Here is a 22,122-nt window from a genome sequence, read left to right as displayed (position 1 = left end):
TCAGGCCTTGGCCGCCAGCTCGTCGAGGTGGGCGATGACTTCGTCCGGCTTGAGCACCAGCACGTCGCTTTCCAGGGCATCGAGCACCACCTCGGCGGTGTTGCCGATCAGCGCGCCGGAGAAGCCGGTGCGGGCCACGGTGCCGATCACCGTCACCGCCGCGTCCAGCTGGTGCGCGGTACGCGGGATGAGCACGTCGGCCGGACCTTCCTCGATGTGCAGGTGCTGGTCGTCCACCCCGTATTCGGCCTGGAACGCCTTGCAGGCCTCGCGGTAGCGGGCCTCGATGGTCTCGCTGAGCTGGAAGGTCGGGTCGGCGGCAGACAGCATCGGCGAGGGGTGGGCGCTGATCACGTGCAATTGGCCGTGGGTCAGCCCGGCGATGTCGTAGGCGTGGCTGACGATATTGGCGTGTAGCGCGTGGTGCTCGGCGTCGTTGTTGCCGACGTCGACCGCGGCGAGGATGTTGCGCCCGGCCCAGGGCGTGGCGCTCTTCACCAGCAGCACGGGGGCGGGGCAGTAGCGCAGCAGCTTCCAGTCGTCGGGGGTGAGCAGCGCCTTCTTCAGCGGGCTGTCGGGGTGGTGCTGCTTGACCACCAGGCCGCAGCCCTCGGCCTGCTGCTCGGCGATGATGGTGGCGTGCAGGCTGTCGTGCCAGGCCTGCCGGCAACTGCTGCTGTAACCTTCCTCGCGCAGGCTGGCGGTCAGTTCCTCGAGCCGGGCGCCGGCGTCGCCTTGCTTGCTGCAGGCCAGCAGGTGCAGGTGGGATTGAGTGACGCTCGCGATCAGCTTGGCGCGCTTGAGCGCCAGGCCGTCGGGCTGGTCGGGGGCCACTACTACGAGAATGCTGCGGATGGCTTGCATGGTCGTCTCCCTTGGCACTTGCCGTTGCTTTGCAGCAACTGTAGACGCGATCCGGCCGAGCGGTTCTTGAGGTGCATCAAGTGTGGCGCTGGCCGTGCGCCGCTGCATTCGTATAATGCTCCGCCTTTGGCCGCCGGCGAACCCTTTTGCGCGGTGGCGCTGAGTGACTGGAGCCCGTCATGTTGTCCGAAATCCGCGAATTCCTCGGTTGCGCCACGCCCGATGCCTGGGTCGAGGCCGCCTTGCGGGACCAGGAAGTGCTGCTGATCGACCACAAGAACAACGAGTTCAAGGCCGCCAGCACCGCCCTGGCGCTGATCGCCAAGTACAGCGCCCACGAGGAGCTGGTGAACTTCATGTCGCGCCTGGCGCGCGAGGAACTGCGCCACCACGAGCAGGTGCTGGCGATCCTCAAGACGCGCGGCATCGCCCTGCGGCCGATCTCCGCCGGCCGCTACGCCTCGGGCCTGCGCGCGGCGGTGCGCAACCACGAGCCGCACAAGCTGGTCGACACCCTGATCGTCGGCGCCTTCATCGAATGCCGCAGCTGCGAGCGCTTCGCCGCCCTGGTCGACCACCTGGATGCGGACCTGGCGAAGTTCTATGGTTCGCTGCTCAAGTCCGAGGCGCGGCACTTCCAGGGATACCTGGCATTGGCGCGGCGGTATGGTGACGAGGCCGATATCCAGCGGCGGGTGGAGAATATTCGTGAGGTCGAGGCGGGTCTCATCAGTTCGCCGGACGAGGAGTTCCGCTTTCATAGCGGTGTGCCGCGGGTGGCTTGAGGCTTTTGGCTTTTTTGTAGGAGCGAGCTTGCTTGCGAACGGGGTTTGCCGGTGGCTGTGGTGTTGGGGGGAGGAGCGCCCTCTCCCCAGCCCTCTCCCTGAAGGGAGAGGGGGCTGTCCTGAGCCGCCGGAAGATCCTGAGTCATCCTGATACTCCTCATTCCCCCGTCATTCCCGCGAACGCGCACTACTGTCCGGAATATTTATCGGGGAAAGTCTGGAGGGCTTGCGGGGGCTGAAGGCACGGGTTAAACCGTTGAGCGCCAACTCAACCTCACAGCCCCCGCAAGATGTTCAGGATAAGCCGTTTTCACGATGTACTAAAAGCGCTGCCTCGCGGCGTCTTCGATCGACTGGTCGCCGAACACGGCGCCGACAAGCACAGCAAGCGCTTTGGCAGCTGGGATCACCTGGTCGCCATGGTGTATGCCCAACTGGCCGGCGTGAGCAGCCTGCGGGCGCTTGAAACCAGCTTCAACAGCCATCCCCATCAGCACTATCACCTGGGTACGGGCCCGATCCGGCGTTCCACCCTGGCCGACGCCAACGAACGCCGTAATACCGAGGTCTTCGCCCAGGTTGCGCACTACCTGATGGCGGGCGTCTGCCGGCAGTTACGCCGTGACGGGAAGGAACTGCTGTACCTGCTGGACTCCACCACGATCACCCTCAAGGGCCCTGGCTTCGACGAATGGACGCTGTCCAATCGAACCCGCTCCCAGGGGCTGAAAGTCCATGTGCTGTATGCCGAGCAGGCGGCGGCGCCGGTGCATTGCAGCTTCAGCGCAGCCAACGTCAACGACATCGACGAAGGCCGGACGCTGGGTATCGAGCCACAGGCCACCTACGTATTCGACAAGGGCTATTACGACTTCAACTGGTGGGCGAGCCTGGATGCCCAGAAGGCCCGCTTCGTCACACGATTCAAGTCCAATGTGCGGCTCAAGGTCCTGGCCTTGCGCGAAGTCCCCCAGCAAGACCGGGAAACGATCCTGCGAGACGAAGAGGTGAGCTTCTCCAACCGCAACCCAGGTGGCCGACGGCGTAATCACTACACCCAGCCCCTGCGGCGGATCCTGGTGAACCGCCCAGGCGATGAGCCGCCTCTGAGCCTGGCGACCAACGACCTGAGCAGCCCGGCGGCAGAAATCGCCGAGCGCTATCGGGATCGCTGGCGGATCGAGCTGTTTTTCAAATGGATCAAGCAACACCTGAAGGTCAGGCGTTTCCTGGGCCGTAGCGAGAATGCCGTGCGCCTCCAGATTCTCTGTGCGCTGATCAGCTACTTGCTGCTGAACCTTTACCAACGCAGGACGGGAACGCGGCAAAGCCTGTGGATGCTGATGGTGGAGGTACAGGCGACGCTATTTCAGCGTCCTGGCCTGGAGGCCGAACGTTACCGACGACGGCAGGAGCGAATACGCGAGATCAACCTGCGTCAGGGGCAGCTGTTAATAGCATGAGGCGTGCCGGACAGTAGTGCGCGTTCGCGGGAATGACGGGGTGGCGATTGGTGCGTAGGGCCAGGAGGGTTGGCGAGCAAGCCCGCTTACCCCTCCAATCCCCCCTCAGCGCTCGATGATCTGCCGAATCTGCGACTGCGGAATCATCTGCTCCCTGCCCTCGGAATCCTCGAAGCGAATCATCCCGCTGGCCTTGTCCAGCTTCGGCTTGTTGTCGGTAGTGATCATCTGCCCATCGGCAGTGCTGATGATGTATTCGCTGGAGCAACCGGCGAGGGCGAGCAGGCAAGCGGCGAGCAGCAGGTGTTTTTTCATGGCGATCCCGGACGATGCGGCTATGGATGCATTGAGCATAGCTGCTGGCCCGGGGCCATGAAGTTGATCCGCGTCAGTGGCCGGACGGCTCCGCTTCGAGACTGAAGGGCGCCTGGTGCAGGCCGTTGGCGTCGGCCTGCAGGGCCCAGCCTTGACGGTCCCAGTCGCCGAGGACGATGCGCCGGGCCGGCTGGCCGTCGAGCTGCAACTTGTGCACCGCCGGGCGATGGGTGTGGCCGTGGATCAGTGTGCGCACGCCATGCTGGCGCATGACCTTGAGCACCTCGTCCGGCGTCACGTCGATGATCTCGCTGGCCTTCATGCGCGTCTGCGCGCGGCTTTCCTTGCGCAGCTTGCGCGCCAGCTGGTGGCGCCTGGAAAGCGGCAGGTTGCGCAGGATGAACAGCGAGACCGGGTTGCGCAGCCAACGGCGCAGCTTCATGTAGCCGACGTCCAGGGTGCACAGGCTGTCGCCGTGCATCAGCAGCACCTTCTCGCCGTTCAGGCGGATCACGCTGGGGTCGCGCAGCAGGGTGCAGCCGGCTTCGCGGCAGAACGCCTTGCCGATCAGGAAGTCGCGGTTGCCGTGCATCAGGTAGATGCGCGTGCCGCTGTCGGCCAGTTCGCGCAGGGCGCGGGCGATGGAATGCTGGAACTCGTCCATGCCGTCGTCGCCGATCCAGGCCTCGAAGAAGTCGCCGAGGATATAGAGCGCTTCGGCCTGGCGGGCGCGGCTGCGGAGGAAATGCAAGAACGCCCGGGTGATGTCCGGGCGTTCGGCTTCCAGATGCAGGTCCGAGATGAACAGGACGCTCATCGACTCACTCGACGATCTCGGCCTTCTCGATGATCACGTCTTCGCTGGGCACGTCCTGGTGGCCGGCGCGCATGGTGGTGGCCACGCCCTTGATCTTGTTGACCACGTCCATGCCATCGACCACCTGGCCGAACACGCAGTAGCCCCAGCCCTGCACGGTCGGCGCGCTGTGGTTGAGGAAGTCGTTGTCGGCGACGTTGATGAAGAACTGCGCGCTGGCCGAATGCGGCTCCATGGTGCGGGCCATGGCGACGGTGCCGACCTTGTTGCCGACGCCGTTGTTGGCCTCGTTCTTGATCGGGGCGCGGGTGCTCTTCTGCTTCATGCCCGGTTCGAAACCGCCGCCCTGGATCATGAAGTTGTTGATCACGCGGTGGAAGATGGTGTTGTCGTAATGACCGCTCTTCACGTACTCCTTGAAGTTGGCCACGGTCTCTGGGGCCTTGTCTTCGAAGAGTTCCAGGGTGATGACGCCATGGTTGGTGTGCAGCTTGATCATGAGGGGATTCCACTCTGTCGGGAAAATCGAAGGCCTGTCAGGGGGTTGACAGCTTCGGCTATGATAAGCGCTTTGGTTTGGCCGGCCTACCCTGGCCGAACGTCAGTAACGATCAAGGACACCATGAGCAAGCCCACCGCCGATTCGAAAGAAGCCACTGTCGCCGCCAACTTCCTGCGCCCCATCGTCCAGGCAGACCTGGACAGCGGCAAGCACCAGAAGATCGTCACCCGCTTCCCGCCGGAGCCCAACGGCTACCTGCACATCGGCCACGCCAAGTCGATCTGCCTGAACTTCGGCCTGGCCCGTGACTTCGGCGGCGACTGCCACCTGCGCTTCGACGACACCAACCCGGCGAAGGAAGACCAGGAATACATCGACGCCATCGAGGCTGACGTGAAGTGGCTGGGCTTCCAGTGGGCCGGCCCGGTGCGCTTCGCCTCCGACTATTTCGACCAGCTGCACGCCTGGGCGGTGGATCTGATCAAGGCCGGCAAGGCTTTCGTCTGCGACCTCAATGCCGAGGAAATGCGCGAATACCGCGGCAGCCTGACCGAGCCGGGCAGGAACAGCCCGTTCCGCGAGCGCTCGGTGGAAGAGAACCTCGACCTGTTCGCGCGGATGAAGGCCGGCGAGTTCCCCGACGGCGCCAAGTCGCTGCGGGCGAAGATCGACATGGCCTCGCCGAACATCAACCTGCGCGACCCGATCCTCTACCGCATCCGCCACGCCCATCACCACCAGACCGGCGACAAGTGGTGCATCTACCCCAGCTACGACTTCACCCACGGCCAGTCGGACGCCATCGAGGGCATCACCCACTCCATCTGCACCCTGGAGTTCGAGGACCATCGCCCGCTGTACGAGTGGTTCCTGGCCAACCTGCCGGTGCCGGCGCAGCCGCGCCAGTACGAGTTCGCCCGGCTGAACCTGAACTACACCATCACCAGCAAGCGCAAGCTCAAGCAACTGGTCGACGAAGGCCACGTGGACGGCTGGGACGACCCGCGCATGTCGACCCTCTCCGGCTACCGCCGCCGCGGCTACACCCCGGCCTCGATCCGCAACTTCTGCGACATGATCGGCGTCAACCGCGCCGGCGGCGTGGTGGACATCGGCATGCTGGAGTTCGCCATCCGCGACGACCTGGACGCCAACGCCGCGCGCGCCATGTGCGTGCTCAAGCCGCTGAAGGTGGTCATCACCAACTACCCCGAAGGCCAGGTCGAGAACCTCGAACTGCCGCGCCATCCGAAGCAGGACATGGGCGTGCGCGTGCTGCCGTTCAGCCGCGAGATCTACATCGACGCCGGCGACTTCGAGGAAGTCCCGCCGGCCGGCTACAAGCGCCTGGTCCCCGGTGGCGAAGTGCGCCTGCGCGGCAGCTACGTGATCCGCGCCGACGAAGCCATCAAGGACGCCGCCGGCAACATCGTCGAACTGCGCTGCAGCTACGACGAGAACACCCTGGGCAAGAACCCGGAAGGCCGCAAGGTCAAGGGCGTGATCCACTGGGTGCCGGCCGCCGAGAGCGTGGAGTGCGAAGTGCGCCTGTACGACCGCCTGTTCCGCTCGGCCAACCCGGAAAAGTCCGAAGAGGGCGGCAGCTTCCTCGACAACATCAACCCCGATTCCCTGGTGGTGCTCAAGGGTTGCCGCGCCGAGCCGTCGCTGGCCAGCGCCGGCGCCGAGGAGCGCTTCCAGTTCGAGCGCGAAGGCTACTTCTGCGCCGACAGCAAGGATTCCAAGGCCGGCGCCCTGGTCTTCAACCGCACCGTGACCCTGCGCGATTCCTGGGGGCAGTAAATGGCGCTTTCCGTCTACAACACCCTGAGCAAGGCCAAGGAGCCGTTCCAGCCGCTGGTCGGCAACCAGGTGCGCATGTACGTGTGCGGCATGACCGTGTACGACTTCTGCCACATCGGCCACGCCCGCGTCATGGTCGCCTTCGACGTCATCGCCCGCTGGCTGCGCCAGCGCGGCTATGAGCTGACCTACGTGCGCAACATCACCGACATCGACGACAAGATCATCCGTCGCGCCCAGGAGAACGGCGAGCCCTTCGACGCCCTGACCGAACGCATGATCGCCGCGATGCACGAGGACGAGGCGCGCCTGTCGGTGCTGCGCCCGGACATCGAGCCGCGCGCCACCGGCCACATCGCCGGCATGCACGCGATGATCCAGACGCTGATCGATAAGGGCTTCGCCTACGCCCCGGGCAACGGCGACGTCTACTACCGCGTCGGCAAGTTCGTCGGCTACGGCAAGCTGTCGCGCAAGAAGATCGAAGACCTGCGCATCGGCGCGCGCATCGAGGTCGACGAATCCAAGGAAGACCCGCTGGACTTCGTGCTGTGGAAGGCGGCCAAGCCGGGCGAGCCGAGCTGGGAATCGCCCTGGGGCGCCGGGCGCCCGGGCTGGCACATCGAGTGCTCGGTGATGTCCACCTGCTGCCTGGGCGAGACCTTCGACATCCACGGCGGCGGCCCGGACCTGGTGTTCCCGCACCACGAGAACGAGATCGCCCAGAGCGAGGCGGCCACCGGCAAGCCCTACGCCGCCACCTGGATGCACGCCGGCGCGGTGCGCGTGGACGGCGAGAAGATGTCCAAGTCCCTGGGCAACTTCTTCACCATCCGCGAGGTGCTGGAGAAGTACCACCCCGAGGTGGTGCGCTTCCTGCTGGTGTCCAGCCACTACCGCAGCCCGATCAACTACTCCGAGGACAACCTCAAGGAAGCCAAGGGCGCGCTGGAACGCTTCTACACCGCGCTGCGCGGCCTGCCCGAGGTCGAGGCGGCCGGTGGCGAAGCCTTCGCCGAGCGTTTCGCAGCGGCAATGGACGATGACTTCAATACCCCCGAGGCCGTCGCCGTGCTGTTCGAGATGGCTCGCGAAGTGAACCGCCTGCGTGAAGCCGACCTGCAGGCTGCGGCAGCCCTGGCTGCCAAGCTCCGCGAATTGGCTGGCCTGCTCGGCGTGCTGCAACTGGAGCCGGACGCCTTCCTCCAGGCCGGCGCCGCCGGCAAGGTCGACGCCGCCCAGGTGGAAGCGCTGATCCAGGCCCGCCTGGAAGCCCGCGCGGCGAAGAACTGGGCCGAGTCGGACCGCATCCGCGACGAGCTGACCGCCATGGGCGTGGTTCTGGAAGACGGCAAGGGTGGCACCACCTGGCGTTTGGCCGAGTGATCCACCGCTGATAAGGAAAGAAGGCCGCCGATGCGGCCTTTTTTTCTGCCGATTGCGCCGAGGAGCTCTTCGTAGGATGGGTTGAGCTTGCGATACCCATGCTGCCGTGGTGATGGGTATCGCTTCGCTCAACGCCATCCTACGAAAAGCCATGCTTCCTGGAGCCGTAGGAGCAACTGTCTTGCCGACTGCACCGAAGCGCTTTTCGTAGGATGGGTTGAGCCTTGGCGAAACCCATGCTGCCGTGGTGATGGGTATCGCTTCGCTCAACGCCATCCTACGAAAAGCCGTGCTTCCTGGAACCGTAGGAGCAATTGTCTTGCCGGTTGCACCGAAGCGCTTTTCGTAGGATGGGTTGAGCCTTGGCGAAACCCATGCGGTCACGGCGATGGGTATCGCTTCGCTCGACCCATCCTACGGGCTGCAACGTAGCGGACCTTGTCCGCGATAGCCGGACGTTCCGGCGCGATTCGCGGATGAGATCCGCTCCTACGCTGCCCCACCGCTCCATTCCCATGTAGGAGCGCGCCCTGCGCGCGAATCGCAGGCAGGGCCTGGGCGCGCCATGAAAAAAAGGCCGCAGATGCGGCCTTTTTTTGCTGGAGCAAGGCTGTTACGCGTGCAGCTCTTCCGCAGCGTACAGGGTGTTCTCCAGCAGGCACGCGCGGGTCATCGGGCCTACGCCGCCCGGCACCGGGGTGATCCAGCTGGCGCGCTCGGCCGCCACTTCGTATTCCACGTCGCCCACCAGCCGGCCGTCGGCCTGGCGGTTGATGCCCACGTCGATGACGATGGCGCCTTCCTTGATCCACTCGCCCTTGACCAGGCCCGGCTTGCCGGCGGCCACCACCACCAGGTCGGCGCGGCGCACGTGGTCGGCCAGGTCGCGGGTGAAGCGGTGGGTGACGGTCACGGTGCAGCCGGCCAGCAGCAGCTCCAGGGCCATGGGGCGGCCGACGATGTTGGAGGCGCCCACCACCACCGCGTCCATGCCGTACAGGTCGGCGCCGGTGCTTTGCAGCAGGGTCATGATGCCTTTCGGGGTGCACGGGCGCAGCAGCGGGATGCGCTGGGCCAGGCGGCCGACGTTGAACGGGTGGAAGCCGTCCACGTCCTTGTCCGGGTTGATGCGCTCCAGCAGCTGCGAGGCGTCGAGGTGGGCGGGCAGGGGCAGCTGGACCAGGATGCCGTCGATCGCCGGGTCGGCGTTGAGGCGGTCGATCAGGCCCAGCAGTTCTTCCTGGGTGGTGCTTTCCGGCAGGTCGTAGGCCTGGGACAGGAAGCCCACTTCCTCGCAGTCCTTGCGCTTGTGCGCGACGTAGACTTGGGAAGCTGGATCGCTGCCGACCAGGATCACCGCCAGGCCGGGAATGCGCAGCCCCTGCTGGCGGCGCTCGGCGACGCGTTGGGCTATCTGCTGGCGGAGGCTGGCGGCGATCGCTTTGCCGTCGATCAGTTTTGCGGTCATGTCGGAGGAGCAACCATAGAGACGGGGAAAAAAGGACGCGCATTTTCGCACGCCGTCCACATAAGGCAAAGGCGGGCCGTCCCCGATTTGCCGTAACTCCTTTATCTCTTTGAAATTTTTTTGAAAAAACCGTTGACGAGGGTAGGGCTCGTCGCTAACATGCGCCCCGCTTGCCGAGCACAGCCTGAAGCAAGAAAGCCAAGGCAGTGCAAACCGGTTCAGTGGTTTCCACTGATCTGCTTAGCAAGGGTTGCAGCCACTAAAGCGCCCGTAGCTCAGCTGGATAGAGCATCCGCCTTCTAAGCGGATGGTCGCAGGTTCGAGTCCTGCCGGGTGCGCCATACTGGCGTTCGGTGAAGCATGTAATATGGTGGGCGTAGCTCAGTTGGTAGAGCACAGGATTGTGGCTCCTGGTGTCGTGGGTTCGATTCCCATCGTCCACCCCATATTCCGAAGCGCCAGGCCCAGAGCCTGGCGTTTTCGTTTCTGCGGTTCCCTGCGGACGTGGTGAAATTGGTAGACACGCCGGATTTAGGTTCCGGTGGCGCAAGCTGTGAGAGTTCGAGTCTCTCCGTCCGCACCATTCTTTTCCAGAAGCTCTCGCAGCCCGAGTATTTCCGCCGCTTTCAGCCTGGGTGACTTCTGCATTTCTTGTGACTAGAATGCTTGCCCTTGATTCTGGGAGCCGGAAGGACCGGCTTACGTCTGTGCCACGAGGAATATCCATGCAAGTTTCCGTTGAAAGCACCTCCGCTCTTGAGCGCCGCATGACCGTTGGCGTGCCGGCCGAGCGCATCGAGACCGAAGTCAACAAGCGTCTGCAGCAGACCGCTCGTCGCGCCAAGGTTCCCGGCTTCCGTCCCGGCAAGGTGCCGATGAGCGTGATCCGCCAGCGCTACGAAGCCGCCGCTCGTCAGGAAGCCCTCGGTGACCTGATCCAGGAAACCTTCTACGAAGCCGTGGTCGAGCAGAAGCTGAACCCGGCTGGCGCTCCGTCCGTCGAGCCGAAAGTGTTCGAGAAGGAGAAGGGCCTGGAATACGTGGCCACCTTCGAAGTCTTCCCGGAATTCCAGGTCGCCGGCTTCGACGGCATCGAGGTCGAGCGCCTGCAGGCCGACGTGGCCGACGCCGACGTCGACAACATGCTGGAAATCCTGCGCAAGCAGAACACCCGCTTCGAGGCCGTCGAGCGCGCCGCGCAGAACGACGACCAGGTGAACATCGACTTCGTCGGCAAGATCGACGGCGAAGCCTTCGCCGGCGGTTCGGCCAAGGGCACCCTGCTGGTGCTGGGCTCCGGCCGCATGATCCCGGGCTTCGAAGAAGGCCTGGTCGGCGCCAAGGCCGGTGAAGAGCGCGTGCTCAACCTGAGCTTCCCCGAGGACTACCAGAACCTCGACCTGGCCGGCAAGGCCGCCGAGTTCACCGTCACCGTGAACACTGTCAGCGAGCCCAAGCTGCCGGAGCTGACCGAAGAGTTCTTCGCCCTGTTCGGCATCAAGGAAAGCACCCTGGAAGGCTTCCGCGCCGAAGTTCGCAAGAACATGGAGCGCGAACTGCGCCAGGCCATCAAGTCCAAGGTGAAGAACCAGGTGATGGAAGGTCTGGTGGCCGCCAACCCGATCGAAGTGCCCAAGGCCCTGATCGGCAACGAAGTGAACCGTCTGCGCGTGCAGGCCGTCCAGCAGTTCGGCGGCAACATCAAGCCCGAGCAACTGCCGGCCGAGCTGTTCGAAGAGCAGGCCAAGCGCCGCGTGGTCCTGGGCCTGATCGTCGCCGAGCTGGTCAAGCAGCACGAGCTGAAGGCCGACGAAGCCCGCGTTCGCGAGATGATCGAAGAGATGGCTTCGGCCTACCAGGAGCCCGAGCAAGTGGTCGCCTGGTACTACAAGAACGACCAGCAACTGAACGAAGTGCGCTCGGTTGTACTGGAAGAACAAGTTGTAGATACTGTCCTGCAGAAGGCCAAAGTGACCGATAAGCAGGTATCCTACGAAGACGCGGTCAAGCCTGCTGAAGCTCCTGTGGCGGCCTGATCCAACCCTTCGTTCGATCGTCATAAGCCAGCCCTCGGGCTGGCTTATGTCTTTGAGACATATCTATTTCATTAGGGAGTGATCGTCGGACATGCCGAATACCTTCATGCCGCAAGTTCCGAACATCCAGGCCGCCGGTGGCCTTGTGCCGATGGTGGTGGAGCAGTCCGCCCGCGGTGAGCGTTCCTACGACATCTATTCGCGCCTGCTGAAGGAGCGGATCATCTTCCTGGTCGGCCAGGTCGAGGACTACATGGCCAACCTGGTGGTGGCCCAGCTGCTGTTCCTCGAAGCCGAGAACCCGGACAAGGACATCCACCTGTACATCAACTCGCCGGGCGGTTCGGTGACTGCCGGCATGTCCATCTACGACACCATGCAGTTCATCAAGCCGGACGTGTCGACCATCTGCGTCGGCCAGGCCTGCAGCATGGGCGCGCTGCTCCTGGCGGGCGGCGCCGCCGGCAAGCGCTACTGCCTGCCGCACTCGCGGATGATGATCCACCAGCCGCTGGGCGGCTTCCAGGGCCAGGCCTCGGACATCGAGATCCACGCCAAGGAAATCCTCTTCATCAAGGAGCGCCTGAACCAGGTGCTGGCGCACCACACCGGCCAGCCGCTGGACGTCATCGCCCGCGACACCGACCGCGACCGCTTCATGAGCGGCGAGGAAGCGGTGCAATATGGTCTGATCGATCAGGTTTACACTCAGCGCCCCTCGGCCGCCTGAGTCTTTCCGCTCGAACGCGGCCGGGCGACCGGCCGTTTCGCGGGCTTGAAAATGCCCGCATTTGCCTTCATCTTGTGTTTCAAGCCCTATCCGACTGGAACGATCTAATGACTGACACCCGCAACGGCGAGGACAACGGCAAGCTGCTGTATTGCTCCTTCTGCGGCAAGAGCCAGCACGAAGTGCGCAAGTTGATTGCCGGCCCCTCGGTCTTTATCTGCGACGAGTGCGTCGACCTGTGCAACGACATCATCCGCGAGGAGGTGCAGGAAGCACAGGCGGAGAGTAGCGCGCACAAGCTTCCGGCGCCGAAAGAGATCCGTTCCATCCTCGATCAATACGTGATCGGCCAGGAACGTGCCAAGAAAACCCTGGCGGTAGCGGTCTACAACCACTACAAGCGCCTGAATCAGCGCGACCGCAAGGACGACGTCGAGCTGGGCAAGAGCAACATCCTGCTGATCGGGCCGACCGGCTCGGGCAAGACGCTGCTCGCCGAGACCCTCGCGCGCCTGCTGAACGTGCCTTTCACCATCGCCGACGCCACCACCCTGACCGAAGCCGGTTACGTGGGCGAGGACGTCGAGAACATCATCCAGAAGCTGCTGCAGAAGTGCGACTACGACGTAGAGAAGGCCCAGATGGGCATCGTCTACATCGACGAGATCGACAAGATCTCGCGCAAGTCGGACAACCCGTCCATCACCCGTGACGTGTCCGGCGAAGGCGTGCAGCAGGCCCTGCTGAAGCTGATCGAGGGCACCGTCGCCTCGGTTCCGCCCCAGGGCGGCCGCAAGCACCCGCAGCAGGAGTTCCTGCAGGTCGATACCCGCAACATCCTGTTCATCTGCGGTGGCGCGTTCGCCGGCCTGGAAAAGGTCATCCAGAACCGTTCCACCAAGGGCGGCATCGGCTTCAGCGCCGAAGTGCGCAGCCAGGAGATGGGCAAGAAGGTCGGCGAGGCCCTGCGCGAAGTGGAGCCCGAAGACTTGGTCAAGTTCGGCCTGATCCCGGAGTTCGTCGGCCGCCTGCCGATCATCGCCACCCTCGACGAGCTCGACGAGGCGGCGCTGATGCAGATCCTCACCGAGCCGAAGAACGCCCTCACCAAGCAGTACGCCCGGCTGTTCGAGATGGAAGGCGTGGACCTGGAGTTCCGCCCGGACGCCCTCAAGGCCGTCGCCCGCAGGGCCCTGGAGCGCAAGACCGGCGCCCGTGGCCTGCGTTCGATCCTCGAAGGCATCCTGCTCGACACCATGTACGAAATCCCCTCGCAGACCGAGGTCAGCAAGGTGGTCATCGACGAGAGCGTCATCGACGGCTCGTCCCAGCCACTGCTGATCTACGAGAACAGCGAGCAGCCTGCCAAGGCTGCGCCTGAGGCATAAAGAAAAGGGGGCCTTCGGGCCCCCTTTTTCCTTCCCGTCTACCGCGCTTGTTTTTTCCCTGGCCTAACCCCATCTTAGGTCCAAGGGTCTAACCCCATCTTTTTTGGCCAAGTGCCGCTGTAGAGCCGAATATCATGAAAACACTCGTCGAGTTGCCCCTGCTTCCCCTGCGTGACGTAGTGGTCTATCCGCACATGGTCATCCCCCTGTTCGTGGGGCGCGAGAAATCCATCGAGGCCCTGGAGGCCGCGATGACCAGCGACAAGCAGATCCTCCTGCTGGCGCAGAAGAACCCCGCCGACGACGACCCGGGCGAAGACGGCCTGTACCGCATGGGCACCGTGGCCACCGTGCTGCAGCTGCTGAAGCTGCCCGACGGCACCGTGAAGGTCCTGGTGGAAGGCGAGCAGCGCGGCCATGTCGAGCGTTTCATCGACGAGGACGCCCATTGCCGCGCCGAAGTGTCGATCATCGACGAGGCGCCGGTCGGCGAGCGCGAGTCCGAGGTCTTCATCCGCAGCCTGCTGAGCCAGTTCGAGCAGTACGTGCAACTGGGCAAGAAGGTCCCGGCCGAAGTGCTGTCGTCGCTGAACAGCATCGACGAGCCGGGCCGCCTGGTCGACACCATGGCCGCGCACATGGCCCTGAAGATCGAGCAGAAGCAGGAAATCCTCGAAATCACCGAGCTGGCCGCCCGCGTCGAGCACGTGCTGGCCATGCTGGATGCCGAGATCGACCTGCTGCAGGTCGAGAAGCGCATCCGCGGCCGCGTGAAGAAGCAGATGGAGCGCAGCCAGCGCGAGTACTACCTGAACGAGCAGATGAAGGCCATCCAGAAGGAACTGGGCGACATCGACGAGGGCCACAACGAGGTCGAGGAGCTGAAGAAGCGCATCGACGCCGCCGGCCTGACCAAGGAGGCGCTGGCCAAGGCCAATGCCGAGCTGAACAAGCTCAAGCAGATGTCGCCGATGTCCGCCGAGGCCACCGTGGTGCGCTCGTACATCGACTGGCTGGTGAACGTGCCGTGGAAGGCCGAGAGCAAGGTGCGCCACGACCTGGACAAGGCCGAGGACATTCTCGACACCGACCACTACGGCCTGGAAGAGGTCAAGGAACGCATCCTCGAATACCTCGCCGTGCAGAAGCGTGTGAAGAAGGTCAAGGGCCCGGTGCTCTGCCTGGTCGGCCCGCCCGGCGTGGGCAAGACCTCGCTGGCCGAGTCCATCGCCCGCGCCACCAACCGCAAGTTCGTGCGCATGGCCCTGGGCGGCGTGCGTGACGAGGCCGAGATCCGCGGCCACCGCCGCACCTACATCGGTTCCATGCCCGGCCGTCTGATCCAGAAGATGACCAAGGTGGGCGTGCGCAACCCGCTGTTCCTGCTCGACGAGATCGACAAGATGGGCAGCGACATGCGCGGCGACCCGGCCTCGGCGCTGCTGGAGGTGCTGGACCCGGAGCAGAACCACAACTTCAACGACCACTACCTGGAAGTCGACTACGACCTCTCGGACGTGATGTTCCTCTGCACCGCCAACTCCATGAACATCCCGGCGCCGCTGCTGGACCGCATGGAAGTCATCCGCCTGCCGGGCTACACCGAGGACGAGAAGGTCAACATCGCCTCGAAATATCTTGTACCGAAGCAGACTGCGGCCAATGGTCTCAAGAAGGGCGAGCTGACCTTCGACGAAGCGGCCATCCGCGACATCATCCGCTACTACACCCGCGAGGCGGGCGTGCGCAGCCTGGAGCGGCAGATCGCCAAGGTCTGCCGCAAGGCGGTGAAGGAGGGGGCCAGGGCCAAGCGCATCGAGGCCAAGGTCACCACCGAGACCCTGGAGAACTACCTGGGCGTGCGCAAGTTCCGTTACGGCCTTGCCGAGCAGCAGGACCAGATCGGCCAGGTCACCGGGCTGGCCTGGACCCAGGTGGGCGGCGAACTGCTGACCATCGAGTCGGCCATCGTCCCCGGCAAGGGCGCGCTGACCAAGACCGGTTCGCTGGGCGACGTGATGGCGGAGTCCATCACCGCTGCGCTGACCGTCGTGCGTAGCCGTGCGAAAAGTCTGGGAATTCCGGCGGACTTCCACGAAAAACACGATATCCATATCCACGTCCCGGAAGGCGCCACGCCCAAGGACGGCCCCAGCGCCGGCATCGGCATGTGCACCGCGCTGGTCTCGGCGATCACCCAGATCCCGGTGCGCGCGGACGTCGCCATGACCGGCGAGATCACCCTGCGCGGCCAGGTGCTGGCCATCGGCGGGCTCAAGGAAAAACTTCTGGCGGCCCACCGCGGGGGAATCAAAACCGTGATCATCCCGGAAGAAAATGTCCGTGATCTCAAGGAAATTCCGGATAACATTAAGGCAGATCTCGTTATTAAACCGGTTAAATGGATTGACGAGGTCCTGCAAATTGCGCTGCAATACACGCCGGAGCCCTTGCCCGATGCGGCTCCCGAGATGGTTGCAAAGGATGAAAAACGCGAGTCTGATTCCAAGGAGCGAATCAGCACGCATTAGCCGGGGGGCTTTCTTGACACTGTTTTTGGGCCCTTGTTATAAAGCGGCACTTGCTTTGTCAGTTGGCAAACCAGCACCTGCTTTTGCTTACACCTAACACATAGAAACATACTCAACAGAAATAAGGGGACTTAGAGTGAACAAGTCGGAACTGATCGATGCAATTGCCGCATCTGCTGATATCCCGAAAGCTGTTGCCGGTCGCGCTCTGGACGCGGTAATCGAGTCCGTCACTGGCGCCCTGAAGGCGGGTGACTCCGTCGTACTGGTTGGCTTCGGCACCTTCGCTGTCAAAGAGCGTGCTGCCCGCACCGGTCGCAACCCGCAAACCGGCAAGCCGATCAAGATCGCTGCCGCTAAGATCCCGGGCTTCAAAGCCGGTAAAGCCCTGAAGGATGCTGTCAACTAAGCGTCTTTCTGGACTTGACCTGTCCGGTCCGGCCTAGCGTCGGATCGGCCGCGGAGCGGCGCTCGGGATGGGTTACCATCCCGCATCGCCGGGGGTCGCGGGCCTGGCCCGCTAGCTCCGCCAGTTGCGAGAAGGCGCATCCTCGGATGCGCCTTTCTCATATCCGCATATTAAATACCCACGCCTCGCCGCCACTGACGGCAGGTGCGTGGCCGCTTTTGGGGGCCGCATGCTGCAAAACATCAGGGACAATTCCCAGGGCTGGATCGCCAAGACCATCATCGGTGTCATCGTCGTGCTGATGGCGCTGACCGGTTTCGATGCCATCATCCGGGCTACCCATCATGAGAATGTCGCTGCCAAGGTCAATGGCGATGACATCAGCATCCCCGAGCTGCAGCAGGCTCAGGAAATGCAGCGCCGCCAGCTGCAGCAGCGCCTGGGCAAGGACTTCGACGCCTCGACCCTGGACGACAAGCTGCTCAAGGACGCCGCACTCAAGGGCCTGATCGAGCGCAAGCTGCTGCTCCAGGCCGCACAGAACGACAAGTTCGCCTTCACCCAGCAGCAGGTCGACCAACTGATCCTGCAGACTCCCGAATTCCTGGTCGACGGCAAGTTCAACGCCGACAAGTTCGACCAGGCGCTGCGCCAGAACGGCTACACCCGCATGCAGTTCCGCCAGATGCTCGAGCAGGAAATGCTCATCGGCCAACTGCGCGCCGGCATCGCCGGTTCCGGCTTCGTCACCGACAACGAACTGCAGGCCTTCGCCCGCCTGGAGAAGCAGACCCGCGACTTCGCCACCCTGACCTTCAAGGCCGATCCGTCCAAGGCCAAGGTCGAGGACGCCGACATCAAGGCCTACTACGATGCCCACAAGGCCGAGTTCATGAGCCCGGACCAGGTGGTGATCGACTACATCGAGCTGAAGAAGTCGTCCTTCTTCAACCAGGTCGTCGCCAAGGACGAGGACCTGCAGGCCCAGTACCAGAAGGAAATCGCCGGTCTCTCCGAGCAGCGCGACGCCGCGCACATTCTCGTCGAGGTCAACGCCAAGCAGACCGATGCCCAGGCCAAGGCCAAGATCGAAGAGATCAAGGCGCGCCTGGCCAAGGGCGAGGACTTCGCCAAGCTGGCCAAGGAGGAATCCAACGACGTCGGCTCCGCCAACAATGGCGGTGACCTGGGCTATGCCGGCCGTGGCGTCTACGACCCGGCCTTCGAGGATGCGCTCTACGGCCTGAAGGCCAAGGGCGATGTGTCCGAGCCGGTGCGTACCCAGTACGGCTGGCACCTGATCAAGCTGCTGGGCGTGCAGGCGCCGGAAGTCCCGAGCTTCGCCAGCCTGAAGCCGAAGCTGGAACAGGACCTGAAGAGCCAACTGGTGGAGCAGCGCTTCGTCGACGCCACCAAGCAGCTGGAAAGCTCTGCCTACGAAGCCTCCGACCTGGCCCAACCGGCCCAGGAACTGGGCCTGAAGGTCGAGACCAGCAAGCCCTTCGGCCGCGAGGGCGGCGAGGGCGTCGCCGCCAACCGCCAGGTCGTCCAGGCTGCCTTCAGCACCGAGGTGCTGGAGGATGGCGCCAACAGTGGCGCCATCGAGCTGGATCCGGACACCGTGGTGGTGCTGCGCGTCAAGGAGCACCACAAGCCGCAGCAGCAGACCCTGGAGGAAGTCACCGCTTCCATCCGCGAAGTGCTGCAGCGCCAGCATGCCGCCGATGCCGCCAAGGCACAGGGCGAAGCCCTGCTGGCAGGCCTGCGCGACGGCAAGACGCCGCTGGCCCAGGCCCAGAGCGGCCAGACCTGGAAAGTGGTGGAGGCCGCTTCCCGTGGCCAGGACGGCGTCGATCCGCAGCTGCTCCAGGAAGTGTTCCGCATGGCGCGCCCGGCCAAGGCCGAGCAACCGACCTTCGCCGGCGTGACCCTGGGCAATGGCGACTACGTGCTGATCCGCCTGAACGGCGTCAGCGAGCCGAGCGCCACCCTGAGCGACCAGGAGAAGGCCATGTATCGCCAGTTCCTCGCCTCGCGCAGCGGCCAGGAAGACTTCGCCGCCTTCCGTCGCCAACTGAGCGACAAGGCCGAGGTCGAGAAGTACTGATCCATCGGCTGTGAGAAAAGGCGGAGCAGGGTGACCTGCTCCGCCTTTTTCGTATCCGCCGCATACCGACGCCATCCCATGTAGGCGCTAGCCGTGCTCGTCTGCAACGTAGGAGCGGACCTTGTCCGCGATAGCCAGAACCCCCGGCGCGATTCGCGGATGAGATCCGCTCCTACGCTGCCCCACCCACGCGATTTCAATTGTAGGAGCGCGCCCTGCGCGCGAAATCGCGGGCAGGGCCCGCTCCTACAGGGTGCCTTGAGGCCCGGCATTCTCACCCGTAAGTCGATCTCGATTGGTGGATAACGCCGCAGCGTTATGCGCCCTACGGGGCCGCTACGTAGGATGGGTTGAGCGAAGCGATACCCATCGCCATGGCCGCATGGACTGCCTCATCCTTCCCTTCGTGGCGAGCCTCAGCCGAAGCGGTAGATGTCCATGCCCAGGGCGCCCAGGGTGAAGCCAGCGTGCTCGACGTGCATGGCGGGGCCGCCGGCGCCGCGGGCGAAGTACAGCGGCAGCAGGTGTTCGTCGCTGGGGTGGTTTCGCGTTGCCGACGGCGCCTGCTGGCGATAATCGAAAAGCGCGGCTTCGTCGTTGCGCGCCAGCTTCTCGACGATCCAGTCGCGGAAGGCCCGGGCCCAGGGTTCGACCACCTCGGGGCCGGCGTGCCAGTCCAGTTCGCCGAGGTTGTGGGTGATGCTGCCCGAGCCGATGAGCAGGATGCCTTCCTCGCGCAACTGGCGCAGGGCCTTGCCGACATGGTCCTGCAGGCGCGGACCGAGGCGGCTGGGCAGCGACAGCTGCAGCACCGGGATGTCCGCGGCCGGGTACATCAGGCTCAGCGGCACCCAGGCGCCGTGGTCCAGTGGCCGCTCGGCGTCCAGGCTGGCCGGGATGTTCTGGCTGGCCAGCAGTTCGACGACGCGTTGGGCCAGCTCCGGGGCGCCGGGCGCTGGGTACTGGACCTCGTAGAGGGCGCGGGGGAAGCCGTAGAAGTCGTGCCAGGTCTCCGGCCGGGGATTGGCGGTGACGCGCAGGTCCGGCGTTTCCCAGTGCGCCGATACCACCAGGATCGCCTTCGGCCGGGGCAGCTCGGCGGCCAGGCGCTGGAGAGGCGCCGCGCTGGCACCGGGTTCCAGCGCCAGCATGGGGGAGCCGTGGGATATGAACAGGGTGGGGAGCATGGAACACCTCCAGGGGAATGGCGTTATGTTCCCGCTGGGATAGATCGAAATCCAGTATGGGTTTTCGACCATAACAATCCGTTAATTCGATGCCATCAAGCTGTGCCGCGAAGCGACGGTCGGGCGGAACCTGGATGGCCAGTGGCCGCTCCAATACCAGTGGTCGCTCTCGACTGTGACGGGGTCGAGGCGTTTTTGCCGGCTGCGTCGCAAAGCCATCTATTCTCGGAAAAGAGCCACAGCAAGTTGCGGCTTGCGTCTCTTTGGCTGAGGGGCGGGGGTGAGGATAATTCGCGCCCCGCGGTGCAGTCGTCGTTTCCAGCGTTCGAGGTTCCATCCATGCAAGCCTTCAGGCAAGAGCTGATCCTTCGGGAAGGCGATCGTTTCGTGCTCGACGACGGTACCGAACTCATCGTCCGCCGCATCCGCGCGGGGCGGGTGAGCCTGGGGGTGGTCGAGCAGCGCGAGCAGGCCGAGCGCCATGGCTGGCTGCACTGGCCGCTGCGGCCGGCGTTGCTGCGCGGTCGCTAGCGGCAGACGCCCGGCTGGGCGATCATGGGCATCCGGCGGAGCCGCTCCGCCGATTCCGTGCAGGCAATCCGGCCTGCACCGCAGCAGGAATGGAGCCCATGCACGAAGACTTCTGGCAGGCGCGCTGGTCGCGCAACGAAATCGGTTTCCACCTCGCCGAGGTCAACCCCTACCTCGTTCGTCACTGGCCGGCGCTGGCCCTGCCAAGGGGCGCGCGCGTGCTGGTGCCGCTGTGCGGCAAGTCGCGCGACCTGGTCTGGCTGGCGGAGCAGGGCTACCGGGTGCTGGGGGTGGAGCTGGCCGAGCGTGCGGTGAAGGATTTCTTCGCCGAACAGGGCTGGCAACCCGAGGTGGAGCAGCGCGGCGCGCTGTGCTGTTATCGGCATGGCGCCGTGGAAATCCTCCAGGGCGACTTCTTCGACCTGACGGCCGAACACCTGGCCGATTGCCAGGCGCTCTACGACCGTGCCGCGCTCATTGCCTTGCCGCCGGACATGCGCGAGGACTACGCGCGGCACCTGTCCACCATCCTGCCGCGACCGCTGGATGGCCTGCTGGTCACCCTGGAATACCCCCAGGAGCAGATGTCCGGGCCGCCGTTCGCGGTGCCGGCGGATGAAGTGAGGGAGCGCTTCGCGCAGTGGCAGGTCGTGGAGCTGGAGCGCCTGGATGTGCTGGGCGAGAACTGGAAGTTCCTCGACCGCGGGGTGAAGCGCCTGGAAGAAGTGGTGTTCCGGCTGCACCGGGACTGAAAGAAGAAGGGCGGCCCTGGGGCCGCCCTTGTTTCATCAGCGCGCGTTGCGCAGCGCCTCGATGCGTTCTTCCAGCGGCGGGTGGCTCATGAACAGGCCGGCGAGGCCGTGCTTGAGGCCGCCGTTGATGCCGAAGGCGGTCAGGCTGTCGGGCATGTGCACCGGCACGCCCTGCTCGGCGCGCAGGCGCTGCAGCGCGGCGATCATCGCATTGCTGCCGGCCAGGTGGGCGCCGGCGGCGTCGGCGCGGAACTCGCGGCGGCGCGAGAACCACATGACGATGATGCTGGCGAGGATGCCCAGCACCAGTTCCGCGACTATGGTCGCGATGTAGTAGGCCGGGCCGCGGCCTTCCTCGGTCTTGAACACCGCCTTGTCGACGAAGTTGCCGAAGATGCGCGCGAAGAACATGACGAAGGTGTTCACCACGCCCTGGATCAGCGCCAGGGTGACCATGTCGCCATTGGCCACGTGACCGATCTCATGGGCGAGCACCGCGCGCACCTCGTCCGGCGAGAAGCGCTCGAGCAGGCCCTGGCTGACGGCCACCAGGGCGTCGTTGCGGTTCCAGCCGGTGGCGAAGGCGTTGGCCTCGTAGGCCGGGAAGATCCCCACCTCGGGCATCTTGATGCCGGCTTCGCGCGAGAGCTGCTCGACGGTCTGCAGCAGCCACTGCTCGTGGCGGGTGCGCGGCTGGCTGATGATTTCCGTGCCGGTGGTGGTCTTGGCCATCCACTTGGACAGGAACAGCGAGATGATCGAGCCGGCGAAGCCGAAGACGGCACAGTAGACCAGCAGCGCTTGCAGGTTGAGGTCGACGCCGTTGGCGGCCATGACCCCGTTGAAGCCGAGCAGGCTCAGGGTGATGCTGGCGACGAGCACGACCGCCAGGTTGGTGGCCAGGAACAGCAGGATGCGCATCATGGGTAAGACTTCTCCTCGCGACTTGGGCGCACGGCGCGCAGGGGCGCGCCGGTGCCCCGGGCGTGCGCGCTCCGGGGCCGGGCTGGATTATGCGGGGTATATACGGTCGGCCCCTAGGCGATTC

General features: G+C 64.5%; 19 protein-coding genes and 3 tRNA genes. 15 read left to right on the top strand and 7 right to left on the bottom strand.

Translation table 11 applies throughout. From position 1 onward, the window contains the following. Positions 1–864 (bottom strand): universal stress protein, encoded by an 864-nt coding sequence (locus tag PM1_RS20295; protein ID WP_009623480.1) that lies wholly within the window; start codon positions 862–864, stop codon positions 1–3. Positions 865–1,043: 179 nt separating this feature from the next. Between PM1_RS20295 and miaE the strand changes: the two genes are divergently transcribed. Next, a complete protein-coding gene (miaE, locus tag PM1_RS20290; RefSeq protein ID WP_009623478.1) occupies positions 1,044–1,649 on the top strand; it encodes a tRNA-(ms[2]io[6]A)-hydroxylase in 606 nt (201 codons plus the stop codon). Positions 1,650–1,939: 290 nt separating this feature from the next. Next, entirely contained in the window at positions 1,940–3,112 is a 1,173-nt protein-coding gene (locus tag PM1_RS20285; RefSeq protein WP_009618636.1) for an IS4 family transposase, read from the top strand. Between the two features lie 105 nt (positions 3,113–3,217). On the opposite strand, the gene PM1_RS20280 is transcribed toward PM1_RS20285, so the two are convergent. The 3 genes from PM1_RS20280 to PM1_RS20270 form a co-directional block, all read right to left on the bottom strand. After that, positions 3,218–3,427: a YgdI/YgdR family lipoprotein gene (locus tag PM1_RS20280; protein WP_009623473.1), complete on the bottom strand. Its 210-nt coding sequence runs from the start codon at positions 3,425–3,427 to the stop codon at positions 3,218–3,220. Between the two features lie 73 nt (positions 3,428–3,500). Beyond that, entirely contained in the window at positions 3,501–4,244 is a 744-nt protein-coding gene (gene lpxH / locus PM1_RS20275) for a UDP-2,3-diacylglucosamine diphosphatase (protein ID WP_009623471.1), read from the bottom strand. Positions 4,245–4,248: 4 nt separating this feature from the next. Next, positions 4,249–4,743 carry a peptidylprolyl isomerase gene (locus PM1_RS20270; RefSeq protein WP_009623469.1) on the bottom strand — a complete coding sequence of 165 codons (495 nt, stop codon included), beginning with the start codon at positions 4,741–4,743 and terminating at the stop codon, positions 4,249–4,251. A 123-nt stretch (positions 4,744–4,866) separates the two neighbouring features. Here PM1_RS20270 and PM1_RS20265 point away from each other — a divergent pair, with 123 nt between their 5' ends. Both PM1_RS20265 and cysS read left to right on the top strand, forming a co-directional pair. Next, positions 4,867–6,549, top strand: a complete 1,683-nt coding sequence (locus PM1_RS20265) for a glutamine--tRNA ligase/YqeY domain fusion protein (RefSeq protein WP_009623467.1) — start codon at positions 4,867–4,869, stop codon at positions 6,547–6,549. Next, the gene (gene cysS / locus PM1_RS20260; RefSeq protein WP_009623465.1) at positions 6,550–7,935 is read left to right on the top strand and encodes a cysteine--tRNA ligase; all 1,386 of its coding nucleotides are present in this window, start codon (positions 6,550–6,552) and stop codon (positions 7,933–7,935) included. A gap of 613 nt (positions 7,936–8,548) precedes the next feature. On the opposite strand, the gene folD is transcribed toward cysS, so the two are convergent. Next, positions 8,549–9,403 (bottom strand): bifunctional methylenetetrahydrofolate dehydrogenase/methenyltetrahydrofolate cyclohydrolase FolD, encoded by an 855-nt coding sequence (gene folD, locus PM1_RS20255; RefSeq protein WP_009623464.1) that lies wholly within the window; start codon positions 9,401–9,403, stop codon positions 8,549–8,551. A gap of 264 nt (positions 9,404–9,667) precedes the next feature. Here folD and PM1_RS20250 point away from each other — a divergent pair. From PM1_RS20250 to PM1_RS20210, 9 genes are all read left to right on the top strand, one after another. After that, positions 9,668–9,744, top strand: a tRNA-Arg gene (locus PM1_RS20250). Between the two features lie 29 nt (positions 9,745–9,773). Further along, positions 9,774–9,849 (top strand) — tRNA-His (locus PM1_RS20245). Between the two features lie 52 nt (positions 9,850–9,901). Beyond that, positions 9,902–9,986: transfer RNA gene (locus PM1_RS20240), tRNA-Leu, on the top strand. Positions 9,987–10,128: 142 nt separating this feature from the next. Continuing rightward, a complete protein-coding gene (gene tig / locus PM1_RS20235) occupies positions 10,129–11,439 on the top strand; it encodes a trigger factor (RefSeq protein WP_009623462.1) in 1,311 nt (436 codons plus the stop codon). A gap of 91 nt (positions 11,440–11,530) precedes the next feature. Then, positions 11,531–12,169 (top strand): ATP-dependent Clp endopeptidase proteolytic subunit ClpP, encoded by a 639-nt coding sequence (clpP, locus tag PM1_RS20230; RefSeq protein ID WP_009623460.1) that lies wholly within the window; start codon positions 11,531–11,533, stop codon positions 12,167–12,169. A 107-nt stretch (positions 12,170–12,276) separates the two neighbouring features. After that, positions 12,277–13,557 carry an ATP-dependent Clp protease ATP-binding subunit ClpX gene (gene clpX / locus PM1_RS20225; protein ID WP_009623458.1) on the top strand — a complete coding sequence of 427 codons (1,281 nt, stop codon included), beginning with the start codon at positions 12,277–12,279 and terminating at the stop codon, positions 13,555–13,557. 134 nt (positions 13,558–13,691) lie between these two features. Then, positions 13,692–16,088, top strand: coding sequence for an endopeptidase La (lon, locus tag PM1_RS20220; protein ID WP_009623456.1), 2,397 nt, complete (start codon positions 13,692–13,694; stop codon positions 16,086–16,088). A 136-nt stretch (positions 16,089–16,224) separates the two neighbouring features. Next, positions 16,225–16,497: a nucleoid-associated protein HU-beta gene (gene hupB / locus PM1_RS20215; RefSeq protein WP_003087931.1), complete on the top strand. Its 273-nt coding sequence runs from the start codon at positions 16,225–16,227 to the stop codon at positions 16,495–16,497. Between the two features lie 229 nt (positions 16,498–16,726). Further along, positions 16,727–18,604 (top strand): SurA N-terminal domain-containing protein, encoded by a 1,878-nt coding sequence (locus PM1_RS20210; RefSeq protein ID WP_009623432.1) that lies wholly within the window; start codon positions 16,727–16,729, stop codon positions 18,602–18,604. A gap of 416 nt (positions 18,605–19,020) precedes the next feature. Here PM1_RS20210 and PM1_RS20205 read toward each other — a convergent pair whose 3' ends face one another. Next, on the bottom strand, positions 19,021–19,791 hold the full coding sequence (locus PM1_RS20205; RefSeq protein WP_009623430.1) for a DODA-type extradiol aromatic ring-opening family dioxygenase: 771 nt from the start codon (positions 19,789–19,791) through the stop codon (positions 19,021–19,023). A 339-nt stretch (positions 19,792–20,130) separates the two neighbouring features. Here PM1_RS20205 and PM1_RS20200 point away from each other — a divergent pair, with 339 nt between their 5' ends. Together PM1_RS20200 and PM1_RS20195 are read left to right on the top strand one after the other, a co-directional pair. Continuing rightward, complete coding sequence (locus PM1_RS20200; protein WP_009623417.1) at positions 20,131–20,322, top strand: hypothetical protein; 192 nt, start codon at positions 20,131–20,133, stop codon at positions 20,320–20,322. A 98-nt stretch (positions 20,323–20,420) separates the two neighbouring features. Next, on the top strand, positions 20,421–21,074 hold the full coding sequence (locus PM1_RS20195; protein WP_009623415.1) for a thiopurine S-methyltransferase: 654 nt from the start codon (positions 20,421–20,423) through the stop codon (positions 21,072–21,074). A 36-nt stretch (positions 21,075–21,110) separates the two neighbouring features. Here PM1_RS20195 and htpX read toward each other — a convergent pair whose 3' ends face one another. Further along, positions 21,111–21,998 (bottom strand): protease HtpX, encoded by an 888-nt coding sequence (gene htpX / locus PM1_RS20190; protein WP_009623413.1) that lies wholly within the window; start codon positions 21,996–21,998, stop codon positions 21,111–21,113. Between the last annotated feature and the right edge of the window lie 124 nt (positions 21,999–22,122).

Origin of the sequence: Pseudomonas sp. M1 (genome assembly GCF_022760135.1) — a bacterium.
GTDB classification, from domain to species: domain Bacteria; phylum Pseudomonadota; class Gammaproteobacteria; order Pseudomonadales; family Pseudomonadaceae; genus Pseudomonas; species Pseudomonas citronellolis.
The sequence above is the reverse complement of the archived record's forward strand: the minus strand, read 5'-3'. Positions and strand labels throughout refer to the sequence as shown.